Origin of the sequence: Paraglaciecola mesophila KMM 241 (assembly GCF_000315015.1) — a bacterium.
GTDB lineage: Bacteria > Pseudomonadota > Gammaproteobacteria > Enterobacterales > Alteromonadaceae > Paraglaciecola > Paraglaciecola mesophila.
Window position 1 is genome coordinate 1 of the sequence record NZ_BAEP01000080.1, and the last position, 24222, is coordinate 24222.

Below are 24222 nucleotides of genomic sequence, written 5' to 3' on the forward strand. Positions count from 1 at the left end.
TAGAGCGGCATTTTTTATTTGAAGGAAGGTTTTTTAAGCCAGTTGATTAAACAGTGACTCCAAGCTTAACCCTTTGTGACCAAGCATATCCTTGAGTCTTCGCAGGGCTTCTACTTGAATTTGGCGAACTCGCTCACGTGTTAAACCTATTTCTACACCAACATCTTCTAGTGTTGAAGGTTCGTACCCTAATAACCCAAATCGTCTGGCTAATACTTCTCTTTGTTTAGGATTTAAATCTTCTAACCAGCCAACAATACTCAACTTGACGTTTTTATCTTGCAAATCTTCTTCAGGATCATGACCATTATCGTCAGCTATTATATCCAGCAATACGTTGTCGTTTTCACTGCCAATGGGGGTGTCAACCGAGGTAATACGCTCATTTAAGCGCAGCATTTTAGTCACATCTGCGACGGGTTTTTGAACCGCCTCAGCTATTTCCTCTGCTGTGGGTTCATGATCTAACTTTTGCGCCAACTCGCGAGAGGTGCGCAGATATACGTTAAGTTCTTTAACTACATGGATGGGTAAACGAATTGTGCGGGTTTGATTCATAATAGCCCGTTCAATCGTCTGGCGTATCCACCAAGTCGCATAGGTAGAAAAACGAAACCCTCTTTCCGGATCAAACTTTTCAACCGCTCGGATGAGGCCGAGATTACCTTCTTCTACTAAGTCGAGTAAGGCCAAACCTCGGTTGTTATAACGTCTTGCGATTTTTACCACTAATCGTAAATTACTAACAATCATACGTTGTCTTGAGGCTTCGTCGCCTTTTAAGGCTCGGCGTGAAAAATACACTTCCTCTTCTGCTGATAGCAGGGGAGAAAAGCCTATTTCGCCTAAATATAATTGGGTGGCATCGAGATTTTTACTAGGGGCTTCTTTGCTAGAGACGATATCTTTAAATTTATCTTCAGAATCTTTCTCTGCTTTGACCAATTCTTTTTCTACGGCTTCTTCAATGTCGTCGACTAGATCTAACTCTATGGTAGCGCTATTTTGATGACTCATGGTGACTCCTTAGCTAATACTAAATTCCTAAACATCTCCTAATATTCTTATAATTATTTATTGTTATTATCGCTTAGGCAGATAGCGTAGCGGGTCTATAGATTGGCCCTTGTAGCGCACTTCAAAATGAAGTTTAACTGTGTCGGAACCACTTTTCCCCATAGTCGCAATTTTTTGACCTGCTCTAACCCACTGTTGTTCTTTCACTAGAATACTATCGTTATGGGCATAAGCGCTCAAAAATGAATCTGAGTGTTTCACTATAACTAGCTTTCCATATCCACGCAGGGCATCCCCCGTGTAAACAACTTTGCCAGCAGCGGTCGCCAAAATAGGTGAACCTAAGCTTCCGTTAAAATCTAAGCCTTTATTACCGTGCTCAGTGTTAGAAAAACCACGTGTAACGGTGTTTTTAGTTGGCCACAGCCATGCTGCGATTTTACTTGGAAACTCACTGCCGGAAGAGGTAGTTACCTCTTTTGTAACAGTAGCGTTAGATTTACCATACGCCTGCTTTTTTGGGGGGTCAACTACTTGATTTGATTTTGAATTTGAACTCAGACCAGTGCCATTGTTAGACCTTTTAACTATTGACCTTGGTGAATTTTTGAGCGTTAAACGTTGACCTGGGAAGATATTATACGGAGGTCGAATACCGTTCAATTTTGCAATATCTCGGTAGTCTTGTCCACTTTTCCAGGAAATGGTGTAGAGCGTATCGCCCTTTTCTACTGTGTAAGTATGAGCACTATAGGACGACTTTTTGACATCCCGAAAGGTTTTGCCTTGGTAAATCTCGACAATAGGCGCAGGCGCTTTGCGACTTGAGCAAGCCGTAATCAAAATGCTAAATGAGAGAATAAGCAGACCAGGCGCTTTTTTCATCTGTCGTTATAGCCAGCGTGGGTAAGTGAGGTTAACAAGCTTATTCCCGAGGGGTAGAGCCTACTTTTTCTAAAAGTAATACTGCGCCAGCACCGAACAGACTCAATGCGATGGCATACCATAGATAAGAAGGTTGACTTGTTAGTACCTCAAATGTGCCGGGTAATATATTTTCTTGCACTAAAGGAATCGTTTTACCGTGACTATTCACCGTTGATTCTAAAGTGAGTTTCCAAGGCCATACTTTGTTCAACGACCCCAGCATAAAACCGCCCAATAGCGCTAATGTGAGTGTTTTATGAGAGTTAAACATCCAGTTCAACACGCGGGAAAAGCTCAATAAACCAAATACGCAACCGATAGCAAACAGGGCCAATGTCACTATATCGAGGTCTTTTACCGCAGTTAGAATGTGCGTGTACATACCGAGTAGAAGTAAAATAAAGCTGCCTGAAATACCGGGTAGAATCATGGCGCAAATGGCGAGCATTCCCGATAGAAAGATAAATAACTTAGTCGGTTCAATTGCACTAGGGGGGATCATTGTAATCAGATACGCGGCAAGCGTACCGAATATGAAGAAAGCAACAGTTTTTAAATCCCAAGATTCAATATGCCGTATTAGAGACCAAATTGCTGCCAATATTAAGCCAAAGAAGAACGACCATAACATCACTGGGTAGGCATCAAGCCAGTATAAGACCAATCGTGATATGGTGAAGATGCTTAGCATAATACCCATGAGTAACGTCAGTAAAAATGCGCCATTAATATGCTTCCACATCGCAGCGAAGCCTTGACGGAAAAGTACATTTAACGCCTCTGGTCCGCATTGTTTCAACGAGTAGATGAGTTCCTCGTAAATACCTGTGATAAATGCAATTGTGCCACCAGATACGCCAGGTACTGCGTCTGCTGCACCCATTACCATTCCTTTTGCGGCTAAGGACAGATGGTCTCGCCATGATCGTTTATTTTGCATTATTTTTTGTCTATCTCTGAGGTTGTTCAATCATTAATTCAGTTTTTAGGCAGTGAGTTATTTATTACATAGCGCTACGAGTTAAGCCACTTGTTGAGTACGAAGACGATCAAATGATGTCACCCGCTACAAGAGGCACAAAGCGTACCGCTTCAATTATTTGTTCGTTAAATCTTTCACCCTCACGAGTAATGCAATGTAGTTGCTGACTTTGTTCCCCTACAGGGATGATAAGCCTGCCACCGTCATTCAGTTGTTCAACCAATTTGGCAGGTACTTGACTCGCCGCTGCGGTTACGATGATGGCATCAAACGGGCCTTTACTAGACCAACCCTGCCAACCGTCACCATGCTTCATAGAGACATTATGTAAATCCAATTGGTTCATTCTGCGTTTAGCTTGGAACTGCAAACTTTTTATACGCTCAACGCTGAATACTTTATTGAATAGCTGAGCCAAAATAGCAGTCTGATAACCCGAGCCTGTGCCAATTTCTAGCACCGCCTTTGGTGCATTGCTTGAGGCCAACAGTAACTCTGTCATTTTCGCTACAATATAGGGTTGGGAGATGGTTTGACCTTGACCAATCGGCAACGCGGTATTTTGATATGCCTTATGGCGTAATGCATCAGGCAAAAATAATTCTCTGGGCGTACAAGCCACAGCATTTAGGACTGAAGCATTGACTATGCCTTCTTGTTTTAACAGATGGGCTAGGCTTTCCCCTTTGCGTGAAGAAACTCTCATGTAACTGTCTATCCAATGTGTGTGTGATTAATACCAAATGCTGAACTGCGATAATGACGATCTACTTTCATCATGCTGTTTCTAATCATTATATTTTTGTAATCCATTGTCGCACATCTTCAAGAGATTGATGAGCGGTCATATCTACTGATAAAGGAGTGACAGAGCAAAAGCCTTCACTTACGGCGTGAAAGTCTGTTCCTGGCCCTGCATCTTGTTCTTCGCCCACCGGGCCATACCAATAGATGGTTTTCCCCCTTGGGTCGGTGTCCTTTATCATTGTTTTTGCTCTATGGCGTCTTCCTTGGCGGGTTACTTTTATGCCTTTTATCTCGCCATAGGGTAAATCAGGAATATTAACGTTTAAAATTTGGTCCGGTGGCAAGGGGTGTGCTTGCAAGTGGGTAACTATACGGCGCACAAATTTAGCTGCGCTAACAAAGTTATCACTGGTGTGGGCACATAGCGATACCGCAATGGCGGGCAACCCCATGTACCTTCCTTCGGTGGCGGCGGCTACCGTACCAGAATAAATAACATCGTCACCCAAATTAGCACCGTGATTGATACCAGAGATGACTAATTCCGGGTCCTGCTGTAAAAAGCTGTTCACACCAACATGCACACAATCTGAGGGAGTACCATTGACCGCATAGAAACCACTTTGCATTTGCTCCATACGCAAAGGTTGCTGAAGCGATAACGCATTGCTCGCGCCGCTGCAGTTACGATCAGGGGCAATGACCGTAATTTCATGGTCTTCTTTTAGCTCCTGATATAACTCAGCTAAGCCTTGAGCAAAAACGCCGTCATCGTTACTGAGTAAAATTCTCATTCGCTGGACCCTGTATCATCAGATTCAACATTTAAAATTTCCCGCAAAACTGACGTGGCAAATGTGCCGGCGGGTAGTTCAAACGAAATGCGCAGATTATTTTGTTCCCACGCCCATGTCAGGTTACTTGGGTATAAAACAATAGGGCGTCTTTCTTGCTCCAAGCCTAAACTGGCTAACGTTTGCGTTATTTTGGGGTGTTTCATGATAACGCTTTGCTCAAACGCGAATGCTGGACCGGCAGACGCAAGCTCGCCTTTACCCCACAAAGGTGCAGATATGGTTATGTCTCGTGTGGCTAGGCGCTGCTTGATGGTATCGTCGATATCCTCGCTAACAAAATAGCTTGCGTTACCTGCTAAAGACATTACATCGCCTTCTAAAGGCTGGGCAAAATCCCCTGCATTGATACGTTCGCTCAGTACCTCGTTAAATAACCAAGAGCGCAACGCCGAGATAGCCATTGAGCGCTTATTACGGTTGCGAATCACTTCACCGTTAATCATTTTTTCAGCAAGCACCAAATTACTACCCTTGGGGTCATAGCGGCTGTCTCCAAATCTCTGGGGGCCATAATAATTAGGCGCCCCTGACAGGCTCACTTTCGCAATGCGTTGTTCTAAGTCGTCGCTTGGGGTGATGTCGCGTATTAAAATCGTAAACTTATTACCTTTTAATACCCCTGTTCGCAGCTTTTTATTGTGGCGAATGGCTTTGAGCACGGTCGCACCAGGTACATTAAGCGCCGACCAATCATATTCTGCTTTACCGGGCTTGTGCACACCGAACCATTGTTCGCTAACTGAGTGTTTGTCTTTGCGTCCAGCGTAGGAGACCGCGCGTAATGGTAGCTGGGTAAACTTAGCGATCTGCTCCGCCAAATAAGCGGTATTCAAGCCTTCTTTTCGTACCCACAGATAAATATGTTCGCCTTCCCCGGCAGGCTCATAGCCAAGAATTTCTTGAACCACAAAATCATCAGGTTGCCGTTTGAATATGCCTGTTGACTCGGGCTTGCTACTTAGGTACCGCCAATGGTTAATTTGCATTCAATTATGCCGCTTCGCTTTTGTTTAATAGCACCACTGCATGGCACGCGATCCCTTCTTTTCGTCCGGCAAAGCCAAGCTTTTCAGTGGTAGTGGCTTTTACATTCACCTGGTTTAATTGTGTGTTTACGTCTTGGCGGATGTTTTCACGCATGGCTTGAATATGCGGTGCCATTTTGGGCGCTTGAGCGACTATGGTTAAATCGAGGTTGCCTATTTCGAAACCATGCTCATTAACGAGTGTCATCACATGGCGTAGTAAGGCACGGCTATCAGCACCTTTAAACTGCGCATCAGTATCGGGGAAATGACCACCAATATCGCCTAAGGCCAACGCGCCTAATAGTGCATCACACAACGCGTGTAAGGCGACGTCTCCGTCAGAATGAGCCAGTAAGCCTTGCTCGTAATCAATCGTTACACCGCAAATCGTGATGGGGCCGCTATCACCAAATTTATGCACGTCGTAACCGTGACCTATACGTAAGTTCATAAGGTTGCCTTGTGTTGTAGATAAAATTCGGCCAAATGTAAGTCCTCTGGTTGGGTAACTTTAATGTTACTACTTCGCCCTTCAACTAAATGTACCTTACCTTGCGCCCATTCTATTGCAGAGGCTTCATCGGTTATTGCTATGCCTTGGGCCATTGCTTGGCCCAAGGCGCTGCGCAGCGCATCTAACGGAAAAAATTGCGGTGTCAAAGCGTGCCATAGATTGTCACGGCTCTCTGTGTGCAATATACCGTGTGAGGTATTTCCGCGTTTCATTGTGTCACGTACCCGACAGGCGAGAATTGCGCCATGTTCTGAATGCTCCGCCGTGGCCAATAGTTTGCTTAAATCGTCTTGGGCGAGGCAAGGGCGAGCGGCATCATGTACGAGCACCCAGTCTGCATTTTGAATGCTGTTTAGCCCAGCTAAAACTGAGTCTGCGCGTTCACCGCCACCATCAACACGTTTTACCCAGGTTTTGCTAGCAATGGGTAAGCTGTCAAAGTATTGGTCTAATGGATTTATCGCGACAATGATTTGTTCAATTTGAGGGTGAGCGTACAGGTTCTCTAGGGTGTGCTCTAAAATGGTTTTACCGGCTATGGTCAAATATTGTTTAGGCCTGTCGGCTTGCATGCGTTGACCTATTCCTGCAGCGGGCACAACAACGGTGTACAGGGGAGCAGTTGACATAGTTTTCTATTCTTCGCTTGGGAGTATTCGATAGAAGGTTTCGCCTTGTTTAATGAGGCCAAGTTCGTTTCTTGCTCGCTCTTCAACCGCCTCAAGACCTACTTTTAGGTCTTTGATGTCAGCTTTTAGCAAATTATTACGCTGCAATAGCTCAGTATTTTGCTCGGCTTGCTCTGCCACTGACTTTTCCATGGCGACGTACTCTGGAATACTGTTTTTACCAAACCATAAGCGATATTGCAGCGCAGCCAACAGAACGAAAAGGAGTATGGGGACTACTTTCATTATGCTTAGCTCCTTCTATGGTTTAGTTGTTATGGAATAACGGATAAGCGCGTATTATGCCGAGGTTTTCTCATCGCGGCTAGTGTAAGCCCTGTTAAACTCTCGCTGAGTGATCACTTATTAACGTGGAATGGTATAGCACTCCGTTCTTTGACGTATGCGGGCGAGAAAGCCCCTAAGCTTAGCCACTCAGCTAAGCCTTAGGGGCTCTTAGTTGACTAATTCAGCTAACTAGTTAAATAGCTTTCCTTTTAACTTATCTTTTAGCTTGTCAGTCAGCTCTTCTTTTTTCTTATCAACCACGCTGTTCAACTTACTATCAAGCATGCTTTGCATACTGCTTAAGTCACCATCTGCGAGTTTTTCCCAATCCAGCCATTGGCTCATTTCTGAATCGGTTGCGCCTAAGGGGCCTTCAATTTTGGCGTTGAGTTTATGTTTAAGCTCACTCAGTTTACTGCTTTGGTCGCCCGTTAAGTTATTGAGCATGACCTTGGCCAATTGCTTGTCTAAATCAGAACTAAAGCTGAGATCCATATCGCCAAGAATACCGCCGATATCAGTGTTAATCGTTAAGTTACTTAAACCGGACAGGGTTTCTGCGATAACGTTTGTTAAGTTGTTACTGCCAGTGGCAGATAAATCCAACTGACTTAATGCCGCATTACCAGTACCTGAAATAACGTTTTTATCGATGCTGGCTCTACCTGAGCTAGATAGCAAACCTTTTAGCAAAGTGGAAGAGAGCTTTTCTTGGTTTAACAGTGAAACATCTGATAACGCTAAGCCTCGTAAATTCCAATCTTGATTGGCCTTTACTCCAGCATCATTTAGCCAGAAATCACCATTTAACTTCAGTGATTGCCATAATGAACTTGCGCTTGAGTCTACTTTGAAGATAGTAGGGCGACCAATTTTTTCATGCTCATTGGTGATATCGTGCCATACGCTGAGCACACTTTCATTGCGCCAAGTAACAGATACATCCGCATTTCGAACTAAAAAATCAGGTAATGCCGCGGTATCATCGAATGCTACCCAGCGACCATTGTAGGCTTCTTCTTCGGCTTGTTCTTCTTTGCTTTTTGCTAACATAGGGGCTGCTAAATCATAGGCGCTCAATACGTATTGGCTGAATTCGCCAGCCTTTTCGCCAAACACCATAGTGGTAACGTCTTTAATTGCGCCTTCATCGCCGGCGATTAAACCTTGCAACTGCGCGTAATCGTCACCTGGGGCAGCTTTGAGTTCAGCAAGACGAGGGGCCATATCGTTTTTCGCATCACTTGCAGCATCTTTAAACTCGGTGATCTTAGCTTTGTCTGCTTTAATTTCTGCTCGCAAAGCATCAAACTCTTCTTTGGCTTTCGCCAATTCAAGGGGGTTTTTATAATCCATATTGGTAATGGCTTCAACGCGCTTTTTGTAGTTTTCTAACGCGTCTTTGCTTGGAAGTTCGGCATACTTTTGTTTCAATATTTCGCTGTGCTTTTTATAAGCGGCTTGGGTTTCTTCCACTGCTTTCGTGGTTTTTAAAGGCGACTTCGCCAGTATTTCATCGACACTGGGTAAATTTTTGGGATCGAATGCTTGTTGCAGCTCTTCCTTAATGGCCGCCTTGGCGGTGCGATATACCGCCCCTTCAGATTCTCTAAGTTGCGCAAATTGTACCCCACTGACCGTCAAATCATCGATGATAACCTTGCGCAGAAGTAAAGGTGTCAGCTCGATTTGTGCGGTGATTTCATCAGCCTGGACTTGATTCTGGCTGGGCGTAGCCGGATCTGTTAATTGAACGCCTGTGAGGCTCACGCCAAAGGGTGAGAAGGTATGACTCACTTGGGCAATATTAACCTCGGCCCCGGTGGTTGATTCCAAGCTCTTGATGGCTGCAAGCTTTATCCAAAAATCGAGAAATACAATGAGAATGGCAGCAATAAGGCCGGTGACAACAAAGAATGCGATAAGCCCAGGCCAACGAATAAGTTTCTGCATGCTATTCTCCTAGCGTCTGATAAATTTGGTATATACGACTGCTTTTGAGGAACTGCACCAGTTTTAGTTTGTTCACCCATTGCATGAAACGCACGCGATATTGCACTACTAAAATCTTACTGATGATCAAAATAAACGGCGCTAAAATTAGACTGAACAATAAGCTTCCCAAGGTAAGCGTGTGGTAAAACTGGGTAAGTTGACCAAATGTGGAGTTATATAAGCTGGTCCACATGGAGGTTAAATTAGCTGAGGTTAGTAGGGATTCGCCGATACTTGCCATCATCGGGTTGAGCATTAGTGTAAGCCCCGAAAACAGCGCATAAGCGAGTAAAAAAGTACTAAGGTTGACTCTTAGAAAAAGTACAATGAATAAAATAATGATGCTGTGTAAGCCTAAGAATGGAGTGAGCCCCATTATCATCCCTAACATGACACCAAAAGCCAATTGCCAAGGACTGTCGTCCGAGTTTAAGGCTTTTAGTAATTTCGCTAAAAGTTGCATTAGTAAGTCCTTATATTAAAAATTCAGTGTAGTCATGAAGTTAGTCCCGTATTAGCAGTTCATCTATCGCAATATAACTTCCTAATGAGAAAAGAAGTCCACCGCTTAGCCGGTTCTGCCATACTTCGAACGCGGGATGCTGGTTAAGCCACGAACCCAACTTACCAGCTAGCATTGCTACGCAAATGTCACACATAAAAGCGATAAGTGCATACATGCCGCCTAATATGGCAAACTGCAAGATGACTGAGCCAGCATCGTGTTGAATAAATTGTGGTAAAAATGCGATGAAAAACAATGCGGTTTTAGGATTGGTCAATTCGACGATGATGCTTTGCATAAAAATGCGTGGAATAGTCATGATGGTTACTCTAGGTTTGCTTTCATCACTGTGCTTAGTGCTGAACAAATAAACCCACCCTAGATAAAGCAAATAGGCAGCTCCAGCTAGTTTCAATAGCATAAATGCCAGTGGAAAATAGATAAAGATTGCCGCTAAGCCGAAAGCCGTTGCTAACACATAGACCAGTGAGCCTACTGCCATTCCGCCTGCAGCCGCAATACCTGCAACATGCCCTTGGCTAATGCTGCGCGCCATTATGTATAAATTAGATGGCCCAGGAGAAAGGCTAAGTAATAACGCGGCAAGGGCAAAAGAGAGCAATATGTCCAAGGAGGGCATGACGAATTCCTTAAGTTGATACCATGTTCGGTATAACGCAAAAAAGCCGCCCATTGGCGGCTTCCATTAGCTGACTACAAATTACATCCAAGTATCACTTTTGCGTCGTTTCTTGGGTAAGTAGGCGACTATGACCCCTAGAATTAAGCTGATAAGCGCCACAATACCGCCACGGGTAAACCACTGCATTTTTTCAGTTTGGTCGGCCGCATCCAATTTCTGACTAAAATCGGCGTTTTGCTGTTCCAACGTTTTAAGTTGTTTCGTCAGTCTGTCATTTTGCGACTGCAACTCAGAAAATTGCTGACGTAAACTGTCATTTTCATCTTGTTGAGCGTTATTGCTCTGTGTCGCATCGGCAAGTTGTTGCTGCAAGCCGGGGACTAGTTCACGTAAACTTTTTTGAGGACTAACAAATTCACCGTCGACCCAACCTGTACGGTCTTTATCATCGACGATCTCTACATAATTACTGTCACTGTCTGTTTGTAACACGGTTACTTCAGAGCCCGCCACAACTGAGCCTAGAATACGGTAGTTTCTACCTGGACCTGAATGTAAAAAAGTGAATAAATCGTCTGAAATATACTGGGTTTCGCCCTGAGATTGTTGAGCACTTGCCTGTATGGTAGGCAACAAAAATAAGGCGCAGGTAACACTGAACAAAAATCGCTTTAGCATAATAAATATATAGTCTCTGAATGTCTGGCTCGATCTTATGGCCTAGTTATAGGAAAGGCAATAGGTGAACCTGATTAGTCTTATACCTCTTCTTCGCCGTTGTACTGCATAAAAGGGAAAGGTAAGGTACTTTTTTAAAATTAAATGACAGTCACTATGGACCTAGAAATTGAATTAAAGTTGCTTGCAACACCAAGCGCACAGCAAGATATTTTATCTTGGTTGACGCGAAGCCAACTAAATTACACGGTTTTAGCTAAGAAGCAACTGCGCAATGACTACTTTGAAACACCTCAGCGCACCTTGCGTAAGCTCGATATCGGCCTACGCATTCGGGGGCACAACGGTGAGTTTGAGCAAACGGTGAAAACCAAAGGGCGTGTCATCGCGGGTATGCATCAACGCCCTGAGTATAATGTCTCGCTGCCCAGTCCCGTTCTGCAATTAGCCTTGTTTGACGAGGATATTTGGCCACAGTCTATTGATGTGAATGTCTTGGAAAATGACCTTTATTTGATGTTTTCAACGGATTTTCTGCGCCACACGTATCTCATTACGCTTAGTAGCGGCACACACGTGGAATTAGTGTTCGACCAGGGGACTATTTCAGCGAATGGCAGAAGTGTTGCTATTTGTGAGATCGAACTCGAGCTTAAACGGGGCGAACCCAGTGAGCTTTTTGAACTGGCCCAGCAGCTTGTTGATATAACACCATTACGTGTAGGTCTGCACTCTAAAGCAGCTAGAGGCTATCGCCTAGCGGACAACCTTGCAGAGCCAACTTATGCGCCAGCGCCTAATTTTAGTGCTTCATTAGAATACACACCTGTCCAACATGGGTTATCAATGCTCGAGCAAGCACTTGATGTGTGGCAGCAAGGAGAAGCTGCGTTTTATCAAAGCCAAAGTGTGAATGACTGGCGTAACATACGCGCAGGTATCATTCTGGCGCAGGAGATTTTAGGTATATACCAGCACGTGTTTGAGTCACAGGCCATAATTGCTGTCAGTGGCTCTGCTGCCACATTGACAACATCAGTTGTTCTAACGTTGCAGGGCAAGCTTGATGCTTTATCTATGCATTACCAAGACGCAGATTTGATGCTTGCTGCTATACATTTGCACCACAGCGATTTTCTAACGCAGCATAAGGCCCCTTATTATGCGCAGGTTAATCCTAAACTGGCCGAATTCAATAAAACTGCTAACGTGCTAACTACATTAAATTCTTTATTAGCGGATCCACAAGGTGTGCACGTGCAACTGTCGCTAGGAGCTCTGTGTTTAACTGCAATGAATGAGAATGCAACACGTGAAGGCTCACCTGCTCGTAAGGAGCATGCAGCCAAAGAAGTGACAATGCCGCAACTTATTCACGACACAATGAGCACGAAAGACATAGGATTGCCTTACAAGCGCAACAAACTTGCTACATGCCAGGTCATATGGGGAGGCTTAGGTGCAATAAATGAGTATGACGCGCAACTAGGGGATAGCAATCCCTGGAGCGTGCTGCGCAGTGAAGACGACAAAAGCATGCGTGATGCCCTAAAAATCTTACTCGAGCGTAACGTCTTATCAGTTGAGGCCAGAGAGAAAACAGAATTAATGGCATGGCGCGCTAATAATTAATCGATTTAAGTAATCGGTTTTTAGAACTTTAATCTTTTTTGAAGACTGTCATGCTAAATGCTTTATAGGCCTCGTGCACAAGCAAGATGTGAATGATTAAGATAATTACCTACGTACTGAGTGCGTTCAATAGCAAAGCGGAGATGAAATGAAAGCGTCAGATTTATTTGTTAAAGCCCTAGAGGCAGAAGGTGTTGAGTATATTTTTGGTATCCCAGGTGAAGAAAACTTAGATTTGCTTGAATCGTTACGAGACTCAGACATTAAATTAATCTTAACCCGCCATGAGCAAGGCGCAGGTTTTATGGCGGCCACCTATGGTCGTTTAACCGGAAAAGTGGGTGTTTGCCTGTCGACACTCGGCCCCGGAGCAACTAACTTGGTCACTCCCGGTGCATATGCGCAATTAGGAGCAATGCCCATGTTGATGATTACTGGCCAAAAACCGGTGAAGACCAGCAAACAGGGACGTTTTCAGGTCATTGATGTTGTGGACATGATGCGTTCGATTACTAAGTACACCACACAGGTGGTTAGTGGCGATCGCATTCCATCTGTGGTGCGTGAAGCATTTCGTCTTGCTCACGAAGAACGCCCTGGTGCAACCCACATCGAATTACCAGAAGATATTGCAGCAGAAACTACCCAAGCTCAGTTACTTAAACCTAGTATTTCTCGCCGCCCCATCGCCGAATACAAAGCGATTAATAAAGCTATTGAAATGATAGAGGGCGCACGCTCTCCATTATTACTCATTGGTGCGGCAGCAAACCGCAAACTCACTTCCAAAATGCTCAAAGAATTCGTTGAAAAAACCGGTATTCCTTATGTCACTACGCAAATGGGTAAAGGCGTATTAGATGAATCACATGAATTATTTATGGGTAATACTGCGCTTTCCTCTGGTGATTTTGTACACCGAGTGATCGATAGTTCAGATTTAATCATTAACGTTGGCCACGATGTCGTCGAAAAACCGCCGTTCTTTATGAAGCACGGTGGCCGTGAAGTGATTCATATTAACTTCGAGCCTGCGGCGGTTGATCCTGTGTATTTCCCGCAGTTAGAAGTAGTGGGTGATATTGCGAACAGTATTTGGCAAATAAAAGAGCAAATTCAGCAGCAAAGTAACTGGGAATTTAGCTTCTTTAAAAAAGTGCATCAGGCGTATCTCGATCACAAAGCCGAGAGTGAAAACGACGATCGTTTCCCTGTTTTACCAGAACGATTCGTTAAAGACATCCGCGAAGCCATGCCACGTGATGGTATCGTTACTCTGGATAACGGCGTGTATAAAATCTGGTTTGCGCGCAACTATCCCGCAGCACTGACCAACACATTACTGCTTGATAACGCATTGGCCACAATGGGGGCAGGACTGCCCTCAGCGATGGCCGCGAAAATGGTTCATCCTGATAAACCTGTGCTGACAGTTTGCGGTGACGGCGGATTTATGATGAACAGCCAAGAGTTAGAAACGGCTGTAAGGTTGAATTTGCACATAGTCGTCATCATTCTAAGAGATGATGCTTATGGCATGATCAAGTGGAAGCAAGCCAACATGCAGTTTGCTAATTACGGTTTGGATTATGGCAACCCTGATTTTGTGAAATATGCAGAAAGCTACGGTGCGAAAGGCTGGAGAGTAGAAGCGGCCGATCAAATATTACCGCTTGTGAAATCATGTTTAGCTGAGCCTGGCGTGCATGTCATTGATGTGCCCGTTGATTATAGCCTTAATGACCAAACGTTGAACGAAACTCTTCGTGAACGTAGTCAACAACTATAAGGAATACAGAATGTTAGCGAAAGAATATCCCTATTATCTTGCGAGCAAAGCGGTGTTTGCCAATCGCGATCTGAAAATCACCAATAAGTACACGGGAGAGATAGCCACGTATGCTGCATTGGCTGATGCCGAGGTGATTGATAAGGCAATTGATGCCGCCGAGAAAGCTCAACCACTGCTAAACAAGATGGCACCTTATGAGCGTCAGGCTATTTTGAATCACTGCGTGAAACGTTTTGAAGAGCGCTTTGATGAACTGGCTCACGCCTTATGTATTGAAGCGGGTAAGCCAATTAAAGATGCCCGCGGCGAAGTGACTCGGTTAATCGATACCTTTAGAATTGCCGCCGAAGAATCAGTGCGCATGAAAGGTGAAGTGCTTAATCTAGAAATCACCCCTCGAGCGAAAGGTTATCAAGGACAATATAAACATGTGCCGATTGGTCCATGCTCGTTTATCTCGCCATTTAACTTTCCATTGAATTTAGCGGCACATAAAATAGCCCCTGCGCTAGCAGTAGGGTGTGCTTTCGTAATGAAACCAGCGAGCCGTACGCCTCTTGGGGCCATTATCATAGGTGAAATTTTAGCGGAAACGGATTTGCCAGAAGGCGCGTTTTCTATCTTACCTTGTAGCCGCGACGGCGCTGATTTGTTTACCACTGATGAGCGCTTTAAACTGCTCAGCTTTACCGGTTCACCTCAAGTGGGGTGGGAGTTAAAAGCTAAAGCCGGTAAAAAGCCCGTTATTTTGGAACTAGGGGGTAATGCTGCTTGTGTGGTCGATGAAGACACCGACCTCGACGATGCCATCGAGCGCATTATTTTTGGTGCCTATTATCAATCAGGCCAAAGCTGTATCAGCGTGCAACGAATATTGGTGCATGAAAAATTGTATAGCGAGTTTAAACAGCGCTATACGGAAAAAGTAGCTAATTTGGTTCACGGCGACCCTCTTGACGAAGATACCTTCATCGGGCCGATGATTTCTGAATCTGAAGCTGAGCGTTTAGATGATTGGATCCAAGAAGCGGTCAAAGGTGGCGCGACCGTATTGGCCGGCGGTAAACGCGATGGTGCTATGTTGCAAGCCACTTTGCTTGAAGGCGTGGCGCACGATGCAACGGTTAATTCAGAGGAAGCATTTGGTCCTGTATCCATCATTAGTTCGTTCAGCGATTTTGATGAAGCATTAAAAGAAGTGAACAACAGCCAGTTTGGTTTACAAGCCGGTATCTTCACCCGTGACATCTACAAGGCACACAAAGCGTGGGATGAGTTAGATGTCGGCGGCGTGGTGATAGGTGATGTGCCAAGCTGGCGCGTGGATAACATGCCCTATGGCGGCGTGAAAGAGTCAGGGCTAGGCCGGGAAGGTATTACCTATGCCATGGACGACATGACTGAAATACGTTTGATGGTGCTCAGAACCCCTCAATAGTATTGATTACTTGCTACTAAAGGCGTCTTTCGACGCCTTTTTCGTACCTCAACGGTTTTTCTTAGAAGGTTCTTATGAGAAGTAGTCATCTAAAATTTTATGGGTGAATTCTTTTCTTAAATAGAATCCTCTAGGGCGGGTTTGAATAATTTGGCCATTTTTACCTATAGCATCGGTTAATACACTGCCGTTCGCCGCTTTAGGGCGTAACTGCATATATTCACCATAGCGTGCGGTTACCTTTTCAATATCCCCCATGGCAATCATATCCATTATTTCCTCCCAATCTTGGCGTAAATACGCTTCTTGCTGACCTTGCAATGACCATAAAAACGGCGTTCCGATAGTGCGCTCGCTTGGGGGGATGTCGCGCCTGCCATCTATGGGGACCCACAAGACCTTATTCAGTTTATTGCGCACGCTGCTGGTGGCCCAGTGAATACCTGCCACATCAACCAAATGCGCGTAACACACATAAGTGGTTTCAAGAGGATACCCGTTTACGTCAATGGGGATGGTTTTGAGTTCAACGCCGATATTGGCAAAATCTTGCTGGGCTTTTGAGCCCGCTTCAGCGCCAAGAGCCAGCTCAAGTAGTTGACCACTCCAGCCTTTTTCACGCTTAAAATCGTTAGGTACTCGAATATTCTCGCTCTGTGCTAACTCGCCTAGGGTCAGTCCTGCCAGAGCTTCAGCGCGATCAAGTAATTCGTCAATAGTACTTGGTGAGGCTTTCATTGGTGACGGAATGATAGACAAATTAGTCCCCCTTTGGCTCTTTTACTAATTGAATGCAGCCCGTGACGATAAAAAATTGCGCTGCATAATAGGTACTCATGACAAGTACGCTTTGCAAAGGTAACGGCGTGATAAAGGCATTAATGGCCAATAAACTATCAGACACCAAAAACGATAATGCGCCTAAGCGTAATGCATATCCTTCAGTATTCGCTGCAAGAGCACTTATAAACATTACGCTTATGACAACAAAATAGCCTATTACCGGCAGCTGAAGCGAGCCAACCGCAGGCAGCAGCAAAAATAGCATGACCACTAAATACGCCGAAAATAAACTAACGGTGAGTAGATTTAGACGGTTAAGGTTTCGCCAACCAAATAAGAATTTCGAGTATAAAATGTGTGCTAAGGCAAATGCACTAAGGCCAAGTATGAAACTGTGCTTGAGAGGCAAGGCGAGCAACATATCGCCCGCGGCGCTGGACAATACGCCCGCTATTATCCACCACCTTGTTGATAAACTTGCTCGTTTCCACACGATGACGCCCAGCAGCAATATGGGGGCAGCTTTATGTAGGAAGCTCCACGAATAGATCGTTGTTAGCGTACTTGTTATGTAGCTTAGGGCTAAGAGCCAGTAAATTGTTGTGATTATTCTATGCATAGTCAGTAGTTTATGGAAGAATGCCAATCAATAAAAGAATTGAATTCTCGGGAGTCTAAGTGATTGATGCCGAAGGATTCCGCGCCAACGTTGGCATAGTGATTTGCAATAGCTTAGGTCAGGTCTTTTGGGCCCGCCGCTATGGTCAACATTCTTGGCAGTTTCCGCAAGGCGGAATCGATGAAGGTGAAACTGCTGAACAAACCATGTACCGCGAACTTTATGAGGAAGTTGGCCTAAAACCAGAACATGTAAAAATATTAGCGGTAACCAAAAATTGGTTGCGATACAAATTGCCAAAGCGCTTGATCCGTCAGGGCAGCGCACCTGTTTGCATTGGGCAAAAGCAAAAATGGTTTTTGTTGCAACTGACCTGCAAAGAGCAAGACGTTGATTTGCTGCAATCTGGTCATCCAGAGTTTGATGACTGGCGCTGGGTCAGTTTTTGGTATCCGGTACGTAATGTAGTGTCTTTCAAACGTGAAGTGTACCGCAGAGCAATGAAAGAGTTTGCGCCTACGGCAATGGCACTGAGCAGTAAACCGGCCCAAGGCCAAAGAAGTAAACGTAGACGCAAAAACTAAAGGGTTAATATGTTAACCAAGCTAAAACGCATCGTTAAAGAGGTCAATCAAACTCCCGTCCTAGATGATGCGCTTAGCGGTGTGGCAAAGAGTCTTAAAGAGGCCATTAAGGTCGACTCTGTCAGCATATATTTAGCTAACTACGAAAAGCAGCACTTTACGCTGCGAGCCACAGAAGGCCTAGCGAAATCTGCTATCGGAAATGTGTCGATAGGGTTTTCTGAAGGGCTGATCGGCTTAATTGGCCAGCGCGAAGAACCAATCAACATCAGTAATGCGCAAACCCACCCCAGATTTAAACACTATCCAGAAGTACAAGAAGAGCAATATCACGCCTTTTTAGGCGCACCTATTATTCATCAGCGAAAAGTGTTGGGCGTGCTGACATTACAACAGCAACGAAAGCGTCTTTTTAGCCAAGATGAAGAAGCGTTTCTAGTGACACTCGCAATGCAATTGGCCGTTGAAATTGTCAATGCTGAGGCCCGTGGCCGATTTAGCTTGAGTGATGATCACCCAGAGCAAAATGAGATCAAAAGCGTCAAAGGCGTGCCAGGCTCTTCGGGGTTAGCAGCTGGGGTTGGCGTGGTACAAAATTTACTGGTTAATTTACGCAACCACGTACCAAAACGCAGTGGCGATCGGGAAACGCAAATACAAAATTATCGCTCTGCGGTTATGCAAACCCGGCAGCAAGTTGAGGTGTTATCTCAGCGAATTCAAGGGGAGGTGCCCGATGACGTGCAAGCTATTTTCACCCTGTACCACCACCTACTGGATGCGAACAGCTTAGGCCGTGAAGTAGAGCAGAAAATAACGCTTGGATGGGATGCGGCAACGTCTTTAAAAATGGTGGTTGAAAACTATATCACCCAGTTTCAAGGCATGAGCGATGCCTATATGCGTGAACGCGCGGTAGATGTAGAAGATCTTTCCAATCGCATTTTAGCGAATCTACTCAACCTTGATACCAGTCGTTTAACCCGTGAAGAACTGCCAGATAAATGTATTTTGGTAGCAGAAGAGCTCACTGCCACCATGCTTGCTGAGTTCCCTAAAGGCAAGTTGTGTGGTCTGATTTCGATTCGTGGCTCTAGTAACTCTCATGCGGCAATCATGGCCAGAGCATTAGGCGTTCCCGCCGTAATGGGGGTGACAGGTGTTCCACTATCGTTACTCGATAACAAAGATATTTTATTAGATGGTTACACCGGCGGGATTATCGTTTCGCCGAACCAAACCATTGAACGAGAATTCCAGCAGCTTATACAAGAAGAGAAGCTGTTAAGTGATAAAATTCTTTCACAAGACGACCTACCAGCCATAACGAAAGATAATTGCCTGCTGAGCCTATTGGTAAATGCAGGGTTGTCGGCCGATATCGAAAATACCTATTCTAGTTACGCTGATGGTGTCGGGCTATTTCGTACTGAAATTCCCTTTATGATGCGTCAGCGTTTCCCTACCGAAAAAGAGCAAGTCGAACTATATAGAGCGATGTTAAGCGCTGAGCCAGACAAACCTTTCACCATGCGCACGTTAGATGTAGGCGGTGACAAGCCTTTGCCGTATTTCCCTATGACTGAGGAAAACCCGTTTCTGGGCTGGCGTGGTATTCGCTTAACACTCGACCATCCTGAGGTGTTTCTGGTGCAAATTCGCGCCATGTTACGTGCCAGTATCGGGTTGCAAAACTTGCAAATTATGTTGCCTATGATCACATCGGTAAGTGAAGTGCTAGAAGCCAAGAGGTTGATAAGTCAGGCTTTTTTTGAGGTGCAAGAAGAGGCGAAAGTTCAAGATGGTACGCTGTATCATCCTAAAATCGGTGTAATGCTTGAGGTGCCGGCGGTTATTTATCAGCTGCCTCAGTTGGCAAAAATTGTCGACTTCTTCTCAGTGGGTAGCAATGATTTAACCCAGTATTTGCTGGCAGTTGATAGAAACAACGCTCGGGTTTCTGAGTTGTATGATAGCTATCACCCGGCTGTGTTAGCGGCGCTGTATAATATTGCGCAGCAAGCCAACGACTTAAACGTACCCATTACTTTATGTGGTGAATTGGCAGGGGAGCCTGGCGGAACAATCCTGTTAATGGCGATGGGATACCGAAAACTAAGTATGAACAGTCATAGCTTGCTTAAAATAAAATGGGTTGCCCGTAGCGCTAATTTGAATGATGCCAAAGCATTACTTAATGAAGTGTTAGCCATGAGCGACCCGAAAGATGTGCGCGAGCGGGTGAATCTTTATCTTGAATCAATTGGTCTTGGCGGCTTGATCCGCGCGGGTATATAGCGGGAGTAATAAAAGTGGATCCTGCATTACTTATATTCTTAGTGTGTACCTTATTAGGTGCATTTGTTGGCTTATTCGCTGGGCTGTTGGGCATAGGCGGAGGGCTCATTATCGTGCCTTCATTACTTTACCTACTAACCGATTACATACACCTACCGTTAAAAATTGCCATGCCAATGGCGATTGCTACATCCTTGTCTACTATCGTGTTGACTGCTATTTCTTCGTCAAGAGCGCATTATAAGTTAGGCAACTTACGCCAGTTTTATCTACTTTGGACAGGCTTAGGTATTTCAGTGGGAGCGATAATCGGCCCTCAGTTCGCAACCGTCATTTCAGCACAATCACTAAAAACTTTATTTGCCATATTGGTACTGGTTATTGCAGCGCAAATGGTGTTTTTGGGCAATAAAAATGCCAAACGAGATGTGACAAAACAACTGTTGCTATTGATTGGTGTCATAACTGGTTGCATTTCCTCGGTTATGGGAATTGGTGGGGGTGCTATCATGGTGCCTGCGTTGTTGTGGTGTCGGGTTGATGTGCGAGCAGCAATTGGTTGCGCTGCATTTAGTGGCTTAGTCATCGCGTTGTTTGGTTCCGCCAGTTTTATCGTTGCAGGCTGGAACAACGAACATTTACCTCAGTGGTCAGTGGGCTTCATCTATTTGCCCGCCACCCTTGGGATAGTCTTGACGTCAGTGTTTACTGCCAACATAGGCGCGAAGTTAAGTCGCTCCTTAGACACGAAACTTTTAAAGAAAATTTTTGCCGGCTTTTTAGTCATTGTTAGTCTACGAATGTTATTAGGATAAAAATTCAACATGGTAAGTAGTTATTTTACATTTCCACAAATAGACCCAATCATTTTTAGTCTTGGGCCCTTAAGCTTGCGCTGGTACGGCTTAATGTATTTGGTGGGATTTGCCGCTGCGTTTTGGTTGGCTGGCGTGCGTTTATCACGCACTAATTGGACAAAAGAGCAATTAAGCGATTTATTATTCTGGGGCTTTTTAGGTGTTATTTTAGGAGGGCGAATTGGCTACGTACTCTTTTATCAATTCGAGTTATTCCTCTCTGATCCCTTATATTTATTTAAAATTTGGACCGGCGGCATGTCTTTTCATGGCGGCTTGTTGGGTGTTATTACTGCGCTTTGGTGGTTCTCGCGCAAAGCAAAATGTACTTTTTTACAAGTGGGTGATTTTATTGCGCCCTTAGTCCCCATTGGTTTAGGGGCTGGGCGTATCGGTAACTTCATAAATGCCGAGCTATGGGGGCGCACTACGGATGTATCTTGGGGCGTTATTTTCCCAGGCGCTGGGCCCTTACCTCGCCACCCTTCACAGTTGTACGAATTCGCTCTTGAAGGCGTTGTTTTGTTCTTAATGCTATGGCTTTACTCCCGCAAGCCTCGCCCTATTGGTGCGGTAAGTGGTTTATTCTTATTAGGGTATGGCAGCTTTAGATTTTTTGTGGAGTTCTTCCGAGAGCCGGACCAACACATAGGTTTGTACGAAGGGGCATTCTCATTAGGGATTTCACAAGGGCAAATATTATCAGCACCTATGATCATAGGTGGAATTGCACTGATGGTGTGGGCTGTGCGGCGCAATAAAATGGCAGATACAGGGGGGGAAAAGACATCAAAAGCCGCTAAAGCTTAATTGTTTTTACTCACTGGCTCACAGTTTGTGAGCCAGTTCTTTTGGCCACTGCTCCTACCGCGTTAAACCTATACTTAATCATCACCTCAAAAAATAATCTGCCCAGCTGCTTCTTGTTAATCTAAATCATCGATGGTCGATTTCTGTTCAGGAGAGAATGATGTTAGATGGTTTATTTTCTATGCAAGGAAAGGTATGCGTAGTCACTGGTGGTTCAAGGGGTTTAGGTGCTTTTATGGCGCAGGGCTTTTTAGAAGCAGGTGCTAAAAGGGTGTATATTACTGCGCGTAAAGCACAAGCGTGTTTAGATGCCGCCAAAGAGCTTAGTCAATTTGGCGACTGTGTGGCATTAGTGGGTGATGTTGCAACCAGCGAAGGCGTGATGGATTTGGTCAAGCAGCTAAATGAACGCGAACAGCACATTGATGTGTTAGTGAACAATGCGGGTACGGCTTGGGGCGCACCATTTGGCCAATTTCCCGAAAAGGGCTGGGATAAAGTCATGGACTTAAACGTGAAAAGCCCATTCTTTTTAACCCAAGCGTTAACACCATTACTCGAGAAGAATGCGACCAAGGACAATACATCCGCCGTGATAAATATAGGCTCTATCGCCGGGATCGTAGGCAATGGGCTCGATAATTACAGCTATGCTGTTTCTAAATCTGCCATTCATCAGCTAACCCGGGTTTTAGCCAAAGAGTTGGTTGACAAACATATTCGAGTAAACGCCATCGCTCCTGGTCGTTTCTATTCAAAAATGACCGAATTTCTAAGTGAAGATAAAGAGGCGTTCGAGGAAGAGCTTCAATCTATTCCTATGCGCCGCTGGGGGGAAGCATCTGATATTGCCGGTGTCGCGTTAATGCTAGCGAGCAAGGCAGGTGGCTTTATAACTGGGCAAATACTGCCTGTGGACGGTGGCACAACGTTAGTCAATTAGCAAATTGAGCTGGCAACAAAAAAGGGCTAGTCACCTAGCCCTTTGGTTTTAGTTCTTGAGCGCTAAACTAATATTGCAGCTCGGTTTTAATGTGTTACTTACGAGTTGCGCGTAACATCCATGATGTTTTCTCATGAATTCGCATGCGGTCAGAAACCAGCGCCGCTGTTGATTCATCTTCAGCATCTTGAGCCAGTTTCAATACTTCACGAGACGTTCTCACGACTTGCTCATGACCTTTAGTGAGTAAATCAATCATCTCTGATGCTTCAGGTACACCATCTACTTCTTTAATTGAACTTAGCTTAGCAAATTCTTTATACGTGCCAGGGGCTGCCACATCTAGAGTGCGAATACGCTCGGCAATATCATCTACCGCGGTTGCTAGTTCTGTATATTGCTCTTCGAACATCAAATGTAGTTCGCGAAATTGAGGGCCAGTCACGTTCCAATGGAAATTATGAGTCTGTAAATACAGAGTGTAAGAATCGGCTAATAAAGCCTTTAATCCATCAGCAATTTTTATTCTATTTGTTTCATTGATACCAATATCGATCGTTGTCATGGCTAACTCCCTAGGTTCAAAAATAAAAGGAACGGTAATTTAAAAAATTCTGAATATCCTAATGATATGCGTCGTTAAGGTGCTGTTTACAAGGGGCAATACAAAAAAATAGCACAAAAAATATTAGAAAGAGAAGTGAAATGCGCGCAAGGAATTTTACATCGGCTGCAAGTACGAAATTTATAAATCATACCAATTGCTAACTACTTATATGACATTTTTATGAACAAATATCCGCCACTAATTGTATAATAAACCATCTAGGAGTTTATATATGCAATTGTTACGTTGGTCTGAGCTGACCGTCTTGTTTTTATGTACCCCACTGTTAATTCTGTTTCTTGTCTCTGACTACGATACTTGGTTAATGCCGTTACTCATTTTGATGGGCGGTTATTGCTTACTTTTGCTGTGGAAGGATGTTGATTTTAAGCGTTTTCGATTATGGCACACCGATGAATTTTGGCGACATCTTGGGGCGACGCTGAAGGTGTTTATACCCGCTGCGATTGCTCTGGCGTTAGTGGTTTATTATTTTGCGCCGCACATTTTGTTCAAGTTGCCCAGAGAAGACATGCAATTTTGGCTTATTACGTTGGCGATTTACCCTATTGTGTCAGTGATCCCTCAAGAGCTCATTTTTAGAACCTTCTTTTTTCATCGATACAAACGTATCATTCCGTCAAAAAACACCCGATGGGCGCTCAGTACCGCGAGCTTTTCATTGGCTCACGTCGTGTACGGGAATTGGATTGCAGTAGGCCTGTCTTGTATTGGCGGAGCATTATTCGGTTATCGCTATATGCAGTCCCGCTCTACTTTGGTGGTCGTGATAGAGCATTCACTGTGGGGATCTTACTTGTTTACGCTAGGTGTTGGCGTCTTTTTGCTTACCCAAAACATCTAACTCAGCTGGCTTGGCCGCAATGAGGATAAACCCGCGCATGCCGTGCCACCACTGAGCGATGTTAATAATCTGTTTTTAAAATGCTTATTCTGCGTTAATAAATAAGCTTTTTAAAAGACTGAAAATAGCTTTTGTACGATTTTAC

General features: G+C 44.6%; 25 protein-coding genes. 9 read left to right on the forward strand and 16 right to left on the reverse strand.

Annotated elements, in window-relative coordinates; all coding sequences use genetic code 11:
- Positions 1–33 precede the first annotated feature (33 nt).
- The 13 genes from rpoS to GMES_RS20350 all read right to left on the reverse strand — a co-directional run bounded on the left by rpoS (position 34) and on the right by GMES_RS20350 (position 10849).
- Positions 34–1017, reverse strand: a complete 984-nt coding sequence (gene rpoS, locus GMES_RS20290; protein ID WP_006994694.1) for an RNA polymerase sigma factor RpoS — start codon at positions 1015–1017, stop codon at positions 34–36.
- 66 nt (positions 1018–1083) lie between these two features.
- On the reverse strand, positions 1084–1902 hold the full coding sequence (locus tag GMES_RS20295) for a peptidoglycan DD-metalloendopeptidase family protein (RefSeq protein WP_006994695.1): 819 nt from the start codon (positions 1900–1902) through the stop codon (positions 1084–1086).
- 40 nt (positions 1903–1942) lie between these two features.
- Positions 1943–2884, reverse strand: a complete 942-nt coding sequence (locus tag GMES_RS20300; protein WP_303645088.1) for a polyprenyl-phosphate transporter — start codon at positions 2882–2884, stop codon at positions 1943–1945.
- Positions 2885–2993: 109 nt separating this feature from the next.
- The gene (locus tag GMES_RS20305) at positions 2994–3632 is read right to left on the reverse strand and encodes a protein-L-isoaspartate(D-aspartate) O-methyltransferase (protein WP_006994697.1); all 639 of its coding nucleotides are present in this window, start codon (positions 3630–3632) and stop codon (positions 2994–2996) included.
- Between the two features lie 88 nt (positions 3633–3720).
- Positions 3721–4467 carry a 5'/3'-nucleotidase SurE gene (gene surE / locus GMES_RS20310; RefSeq protein WP_006994698.1) on the reverse strand — a complete coding sequence of 249 codons (747 nt, stop codon included), beginning with the start codon at positions 4465–4467 and terminating at the stop codon, positions 3721–3723.
- Complete coding sequence (gene truD, locus GMES_RS20315; protein WP_006994699.1) at positions 4464–5516, reverse strand: tRNA pseudouridine(13) synthase TruD; 1053 nt, start codon at positions 5514–5516, stop codon at positions 4464–4466. The genes surE and truD overlap by 4 nt, the downstream gene beginning before the upstream one ends.
- A gap of 4 nt (positions 5517–5520) precedes the next feature.
- Positions 5521–6009 carry a 2-C-methyl-D-erythritol 2,4-cyclodiphosphate synthase gene (ispF, locus tag GMES_RS20320; RefSeq protein WP_006994700.1) on the reverse strand — a complete coding sequence of 163 codons (489 nt, stop codon included), beginning with the start codon at positions 6007–6009 and terminating at the stop codon, positions 5521–5523.
- The gene (gene ispD / locus GMES_RS20325; protein ID WP_039987911.1) at positions 6006–6701 is read right to left on the reverse strand and encodes a 2-C-methyl-D-erythritol 4-phosphate cytidylyltransferase; all 696 of its coding nucleotides are present in this window, start codon (positions 6699–6701) and stop codon (positions 6006–6008) included. The genes ispF and ispD overlap by 4 nt, the downstream gene beginning before the upstream one ends.
- Before the next feature lie 6 nt (positions 6702–6707).
- Complete coding sequence (gene ftsB, locus GMES_RS20330) at positions 6708–6986, reverse strand: cell division protein FtsB (RefSeq protein WP_006994702.1); 279 nt, start codon at positions 6984–6986, stop codon at positions 6708–6710.
- Positions 6987–7217: 231 nt separating this feature from the next.
- Positions 7218–8981: a TIGR03545 family protein gene (locus GMES_RS20335; RefSeq protein WP_006994703.1), complete on the reverse strand. Its 1764-nt coding sequence runs from the start codon at positions 8979–8981 to the stop codon at positions 7218–7220.
- A 1-nt stretch (position 8982) separates the two neighbouring features.
- Positions 8983–9486, reverse strand: a complete 504-nt coding sequence (locus tag GMES_RS20340) for a DUF2062 domain-containing protein (RefSeq protein ID WP_006994704.1) — start codon at positions 9484–9486, stop codon at positions 8983–8985.
- A 40-nt stretch (positions 9487–9526) separates the two neighbouring features.
- On the reverse strand, positions 9527–10168 hold the full coding sequence (locus tag GMES_RS20345) for a LysE family translocator (RefSeq protein ID WP_039987936.1): 642 nt from the start codon (positions 10166–10168) through the stop codon (positions 9527–9529).
- 81 nt (positions 10169–10249) lie between these two features.
- Positions 10250–10849 (reverse strand): TIGR04211 family SH3 domain-containing protein, encoded by a 600-nt coding sequence (locus tag GMES_RS20350; protein WP_006994706.1) that lies wholly within the window; start codon positions 10847–10849, stop codon positions 10250–10252.
- Positions 10850–11005: 156 nt separating this feature from the next.
- On the opposite strand from GMES_RS20350, the gene GMES_RS20355 reads away from it, so the two are divergent.
- The 3 genes from GMES_RS20355 to GMES_RS20365 all read left to right on the forward strand — a co-directional run bounded on the left by GMES_RS20355 (position 11006) and on the right by GMES_RS20365 (position 15711).
- The gene (locus tag GMES_RS20355) at positions 11006–12481 is read left to right on the forward strand and encodes a CYTH domain-containing protein (protein ID WP_006994707.1); all 1476 of its coding nucleotides are present in this window, start codon (positions 11006–11008) and stop codon (positions 12479–12481) included.
- Between the two features lie 148 nt (positions 12482–12629).
- Positions 12630–14270, forward strand: a complete 1641-nt coding sequence (locus GMES_RS20360) for an acetolactate synthase large subunit (protein ID WP_006994708.1) — start codon at positions 12630–12632, stop codon at positions 14268–14270.
- Between the two features lie 10 nt (positions 14271–14280).
- Complete coding sequence (locus GMES_RS20365; RefSeq protein WP_006994709.1) at positions 14281–15711, forward strand: aldehyde dehydrogenase family protein; 1431 nt, start codon at positions 14281–14283, stop codon at positions 15709–15711.
- A 72-nt stretch (positions 15712–15783) separates the two neighbouring features.
- On the opposite strand, the gene mutH is transcribed toward GMES_RS20365, so the two are convergent.
- Together mutH and GMES_RS20375 are read right to left on the reverse strand one after the other, a co-directional pair.
- Positions 15784–16449: a DNA mismatch repair endonuclease MutH gene (gene mutH, locus GMES_RS20370; protein WP_006994710.1), complete on the reverse strand. Its 666-nt coding sequence runs from the start codon at positions 16447–16449 to the stop codon at positions 15784–15786.
- Between the two features lie 22 nt (positions 16450–16471).
- Complete coding sequence (locus GMES_RS20375) at positions 16472–17113, reverse strand: lysoplasmalogenase (RefSeq protein ID WP_039987920.1); 642 nt, start codon at positions 17111–17113, stop codon at positions 16472–16474.
- A gap of 59 nt (positions 17114–17172) precedes the next feature.
- Between GMES_RS20375 and rppH the strand changes: the two genes are divergently transcribed.
- The 5 genes from rppH (at position 17173) to GMES_RS20400 (ending at position 22605) form a co-directional block, all read left to right on the forward strand.
- Entirely contained in the window at positions 17173–17697 is a 525-nt protein-coding gene (gene rppH, locus GMES_RS20380) for an RNA pyrophosphohydrolase (RefSeq protein WP_006994712.1), read from the forward strand.
- A 9-nt stretch (positions 17698–17706) separates the two neighbouring features.
- Entirely contained in the window at positions 17707–19995 is a 2289-nt protein-coding gene (ptsP, locus tag GMES_RS20385; RefSeq protein ID WP_006994713.1) for a phosphoenolpyruvate--protein phosphotransferase, read from the forward strand.
- Between the two features lie 14 nt (positions 19996–20009).
- Positions 20010–20810, forward strand: a complete 801-nt coding sequence (locus tag GMES_RS20390) for a sulfite exporter TauE/SafE family protein (protein WP_006994714.1) — start codon at positions 20010–20012, stop codon at positions 20808–20810.
- 9 nt (positions 20811–20819) lie between these two features.
- Positions 20820–21662: a prolipoprotein diacylglyceryl transferase gene (gene lgt, locus GMES_RS20395; RefSeq protein WP_006994715.1), complete on the forward strand. Its 843-nt coding sequence runs from the start codon at positions 20820–20822 to the stop codon at positions 21660–21662.
- Between the two features lie 160 nt (positions 21663–21822).
- Positions 21823–22605, forward strand: a complete 783-nt coding sequence (locus GMES_RS20400; protein WP_006994716.1) for a RhlG family 3-oxoacyl-ACP reductase — start codon at positions 21823–21825, stop codon at positions 22603–22605.
- A 94-nt stretch (positions 22606–22699) separates the two neighbouring features.
- On the opposite strand, the gene GMES_RS20405 is transcribed toward GMES_RS20400, so the two are convergent.
- Positions 22700–23170, reverse strand: coding sequence for a Dps family protein (locus GMES_RS20405; RefSeq protein WP_006994717.1), 471 nt, complete (start codon positions 23168–23170; stop codon positions 22700–22702).
- Positions 23171–23444: 274 nt separating this feature from the next.
- Between GMES_RS20405 and GMES_RS20410 the strand changes: the two genes are divergently transcribed.
- The gene (locus GMES_RS20410) at positions 23445–24077 is read left to right on the forward strand and encodes a CPBP family intramembrane glutamic endopeptidase (protein WP_006994718.1); all 633 of its coding nucleotides are present in this window, start codon (positions 23445–23447) and stop codon (positions 24075–24077) included.
- The last annotated feature ends 145 nt before the right edge of the window (positions 24078–24222 follow it).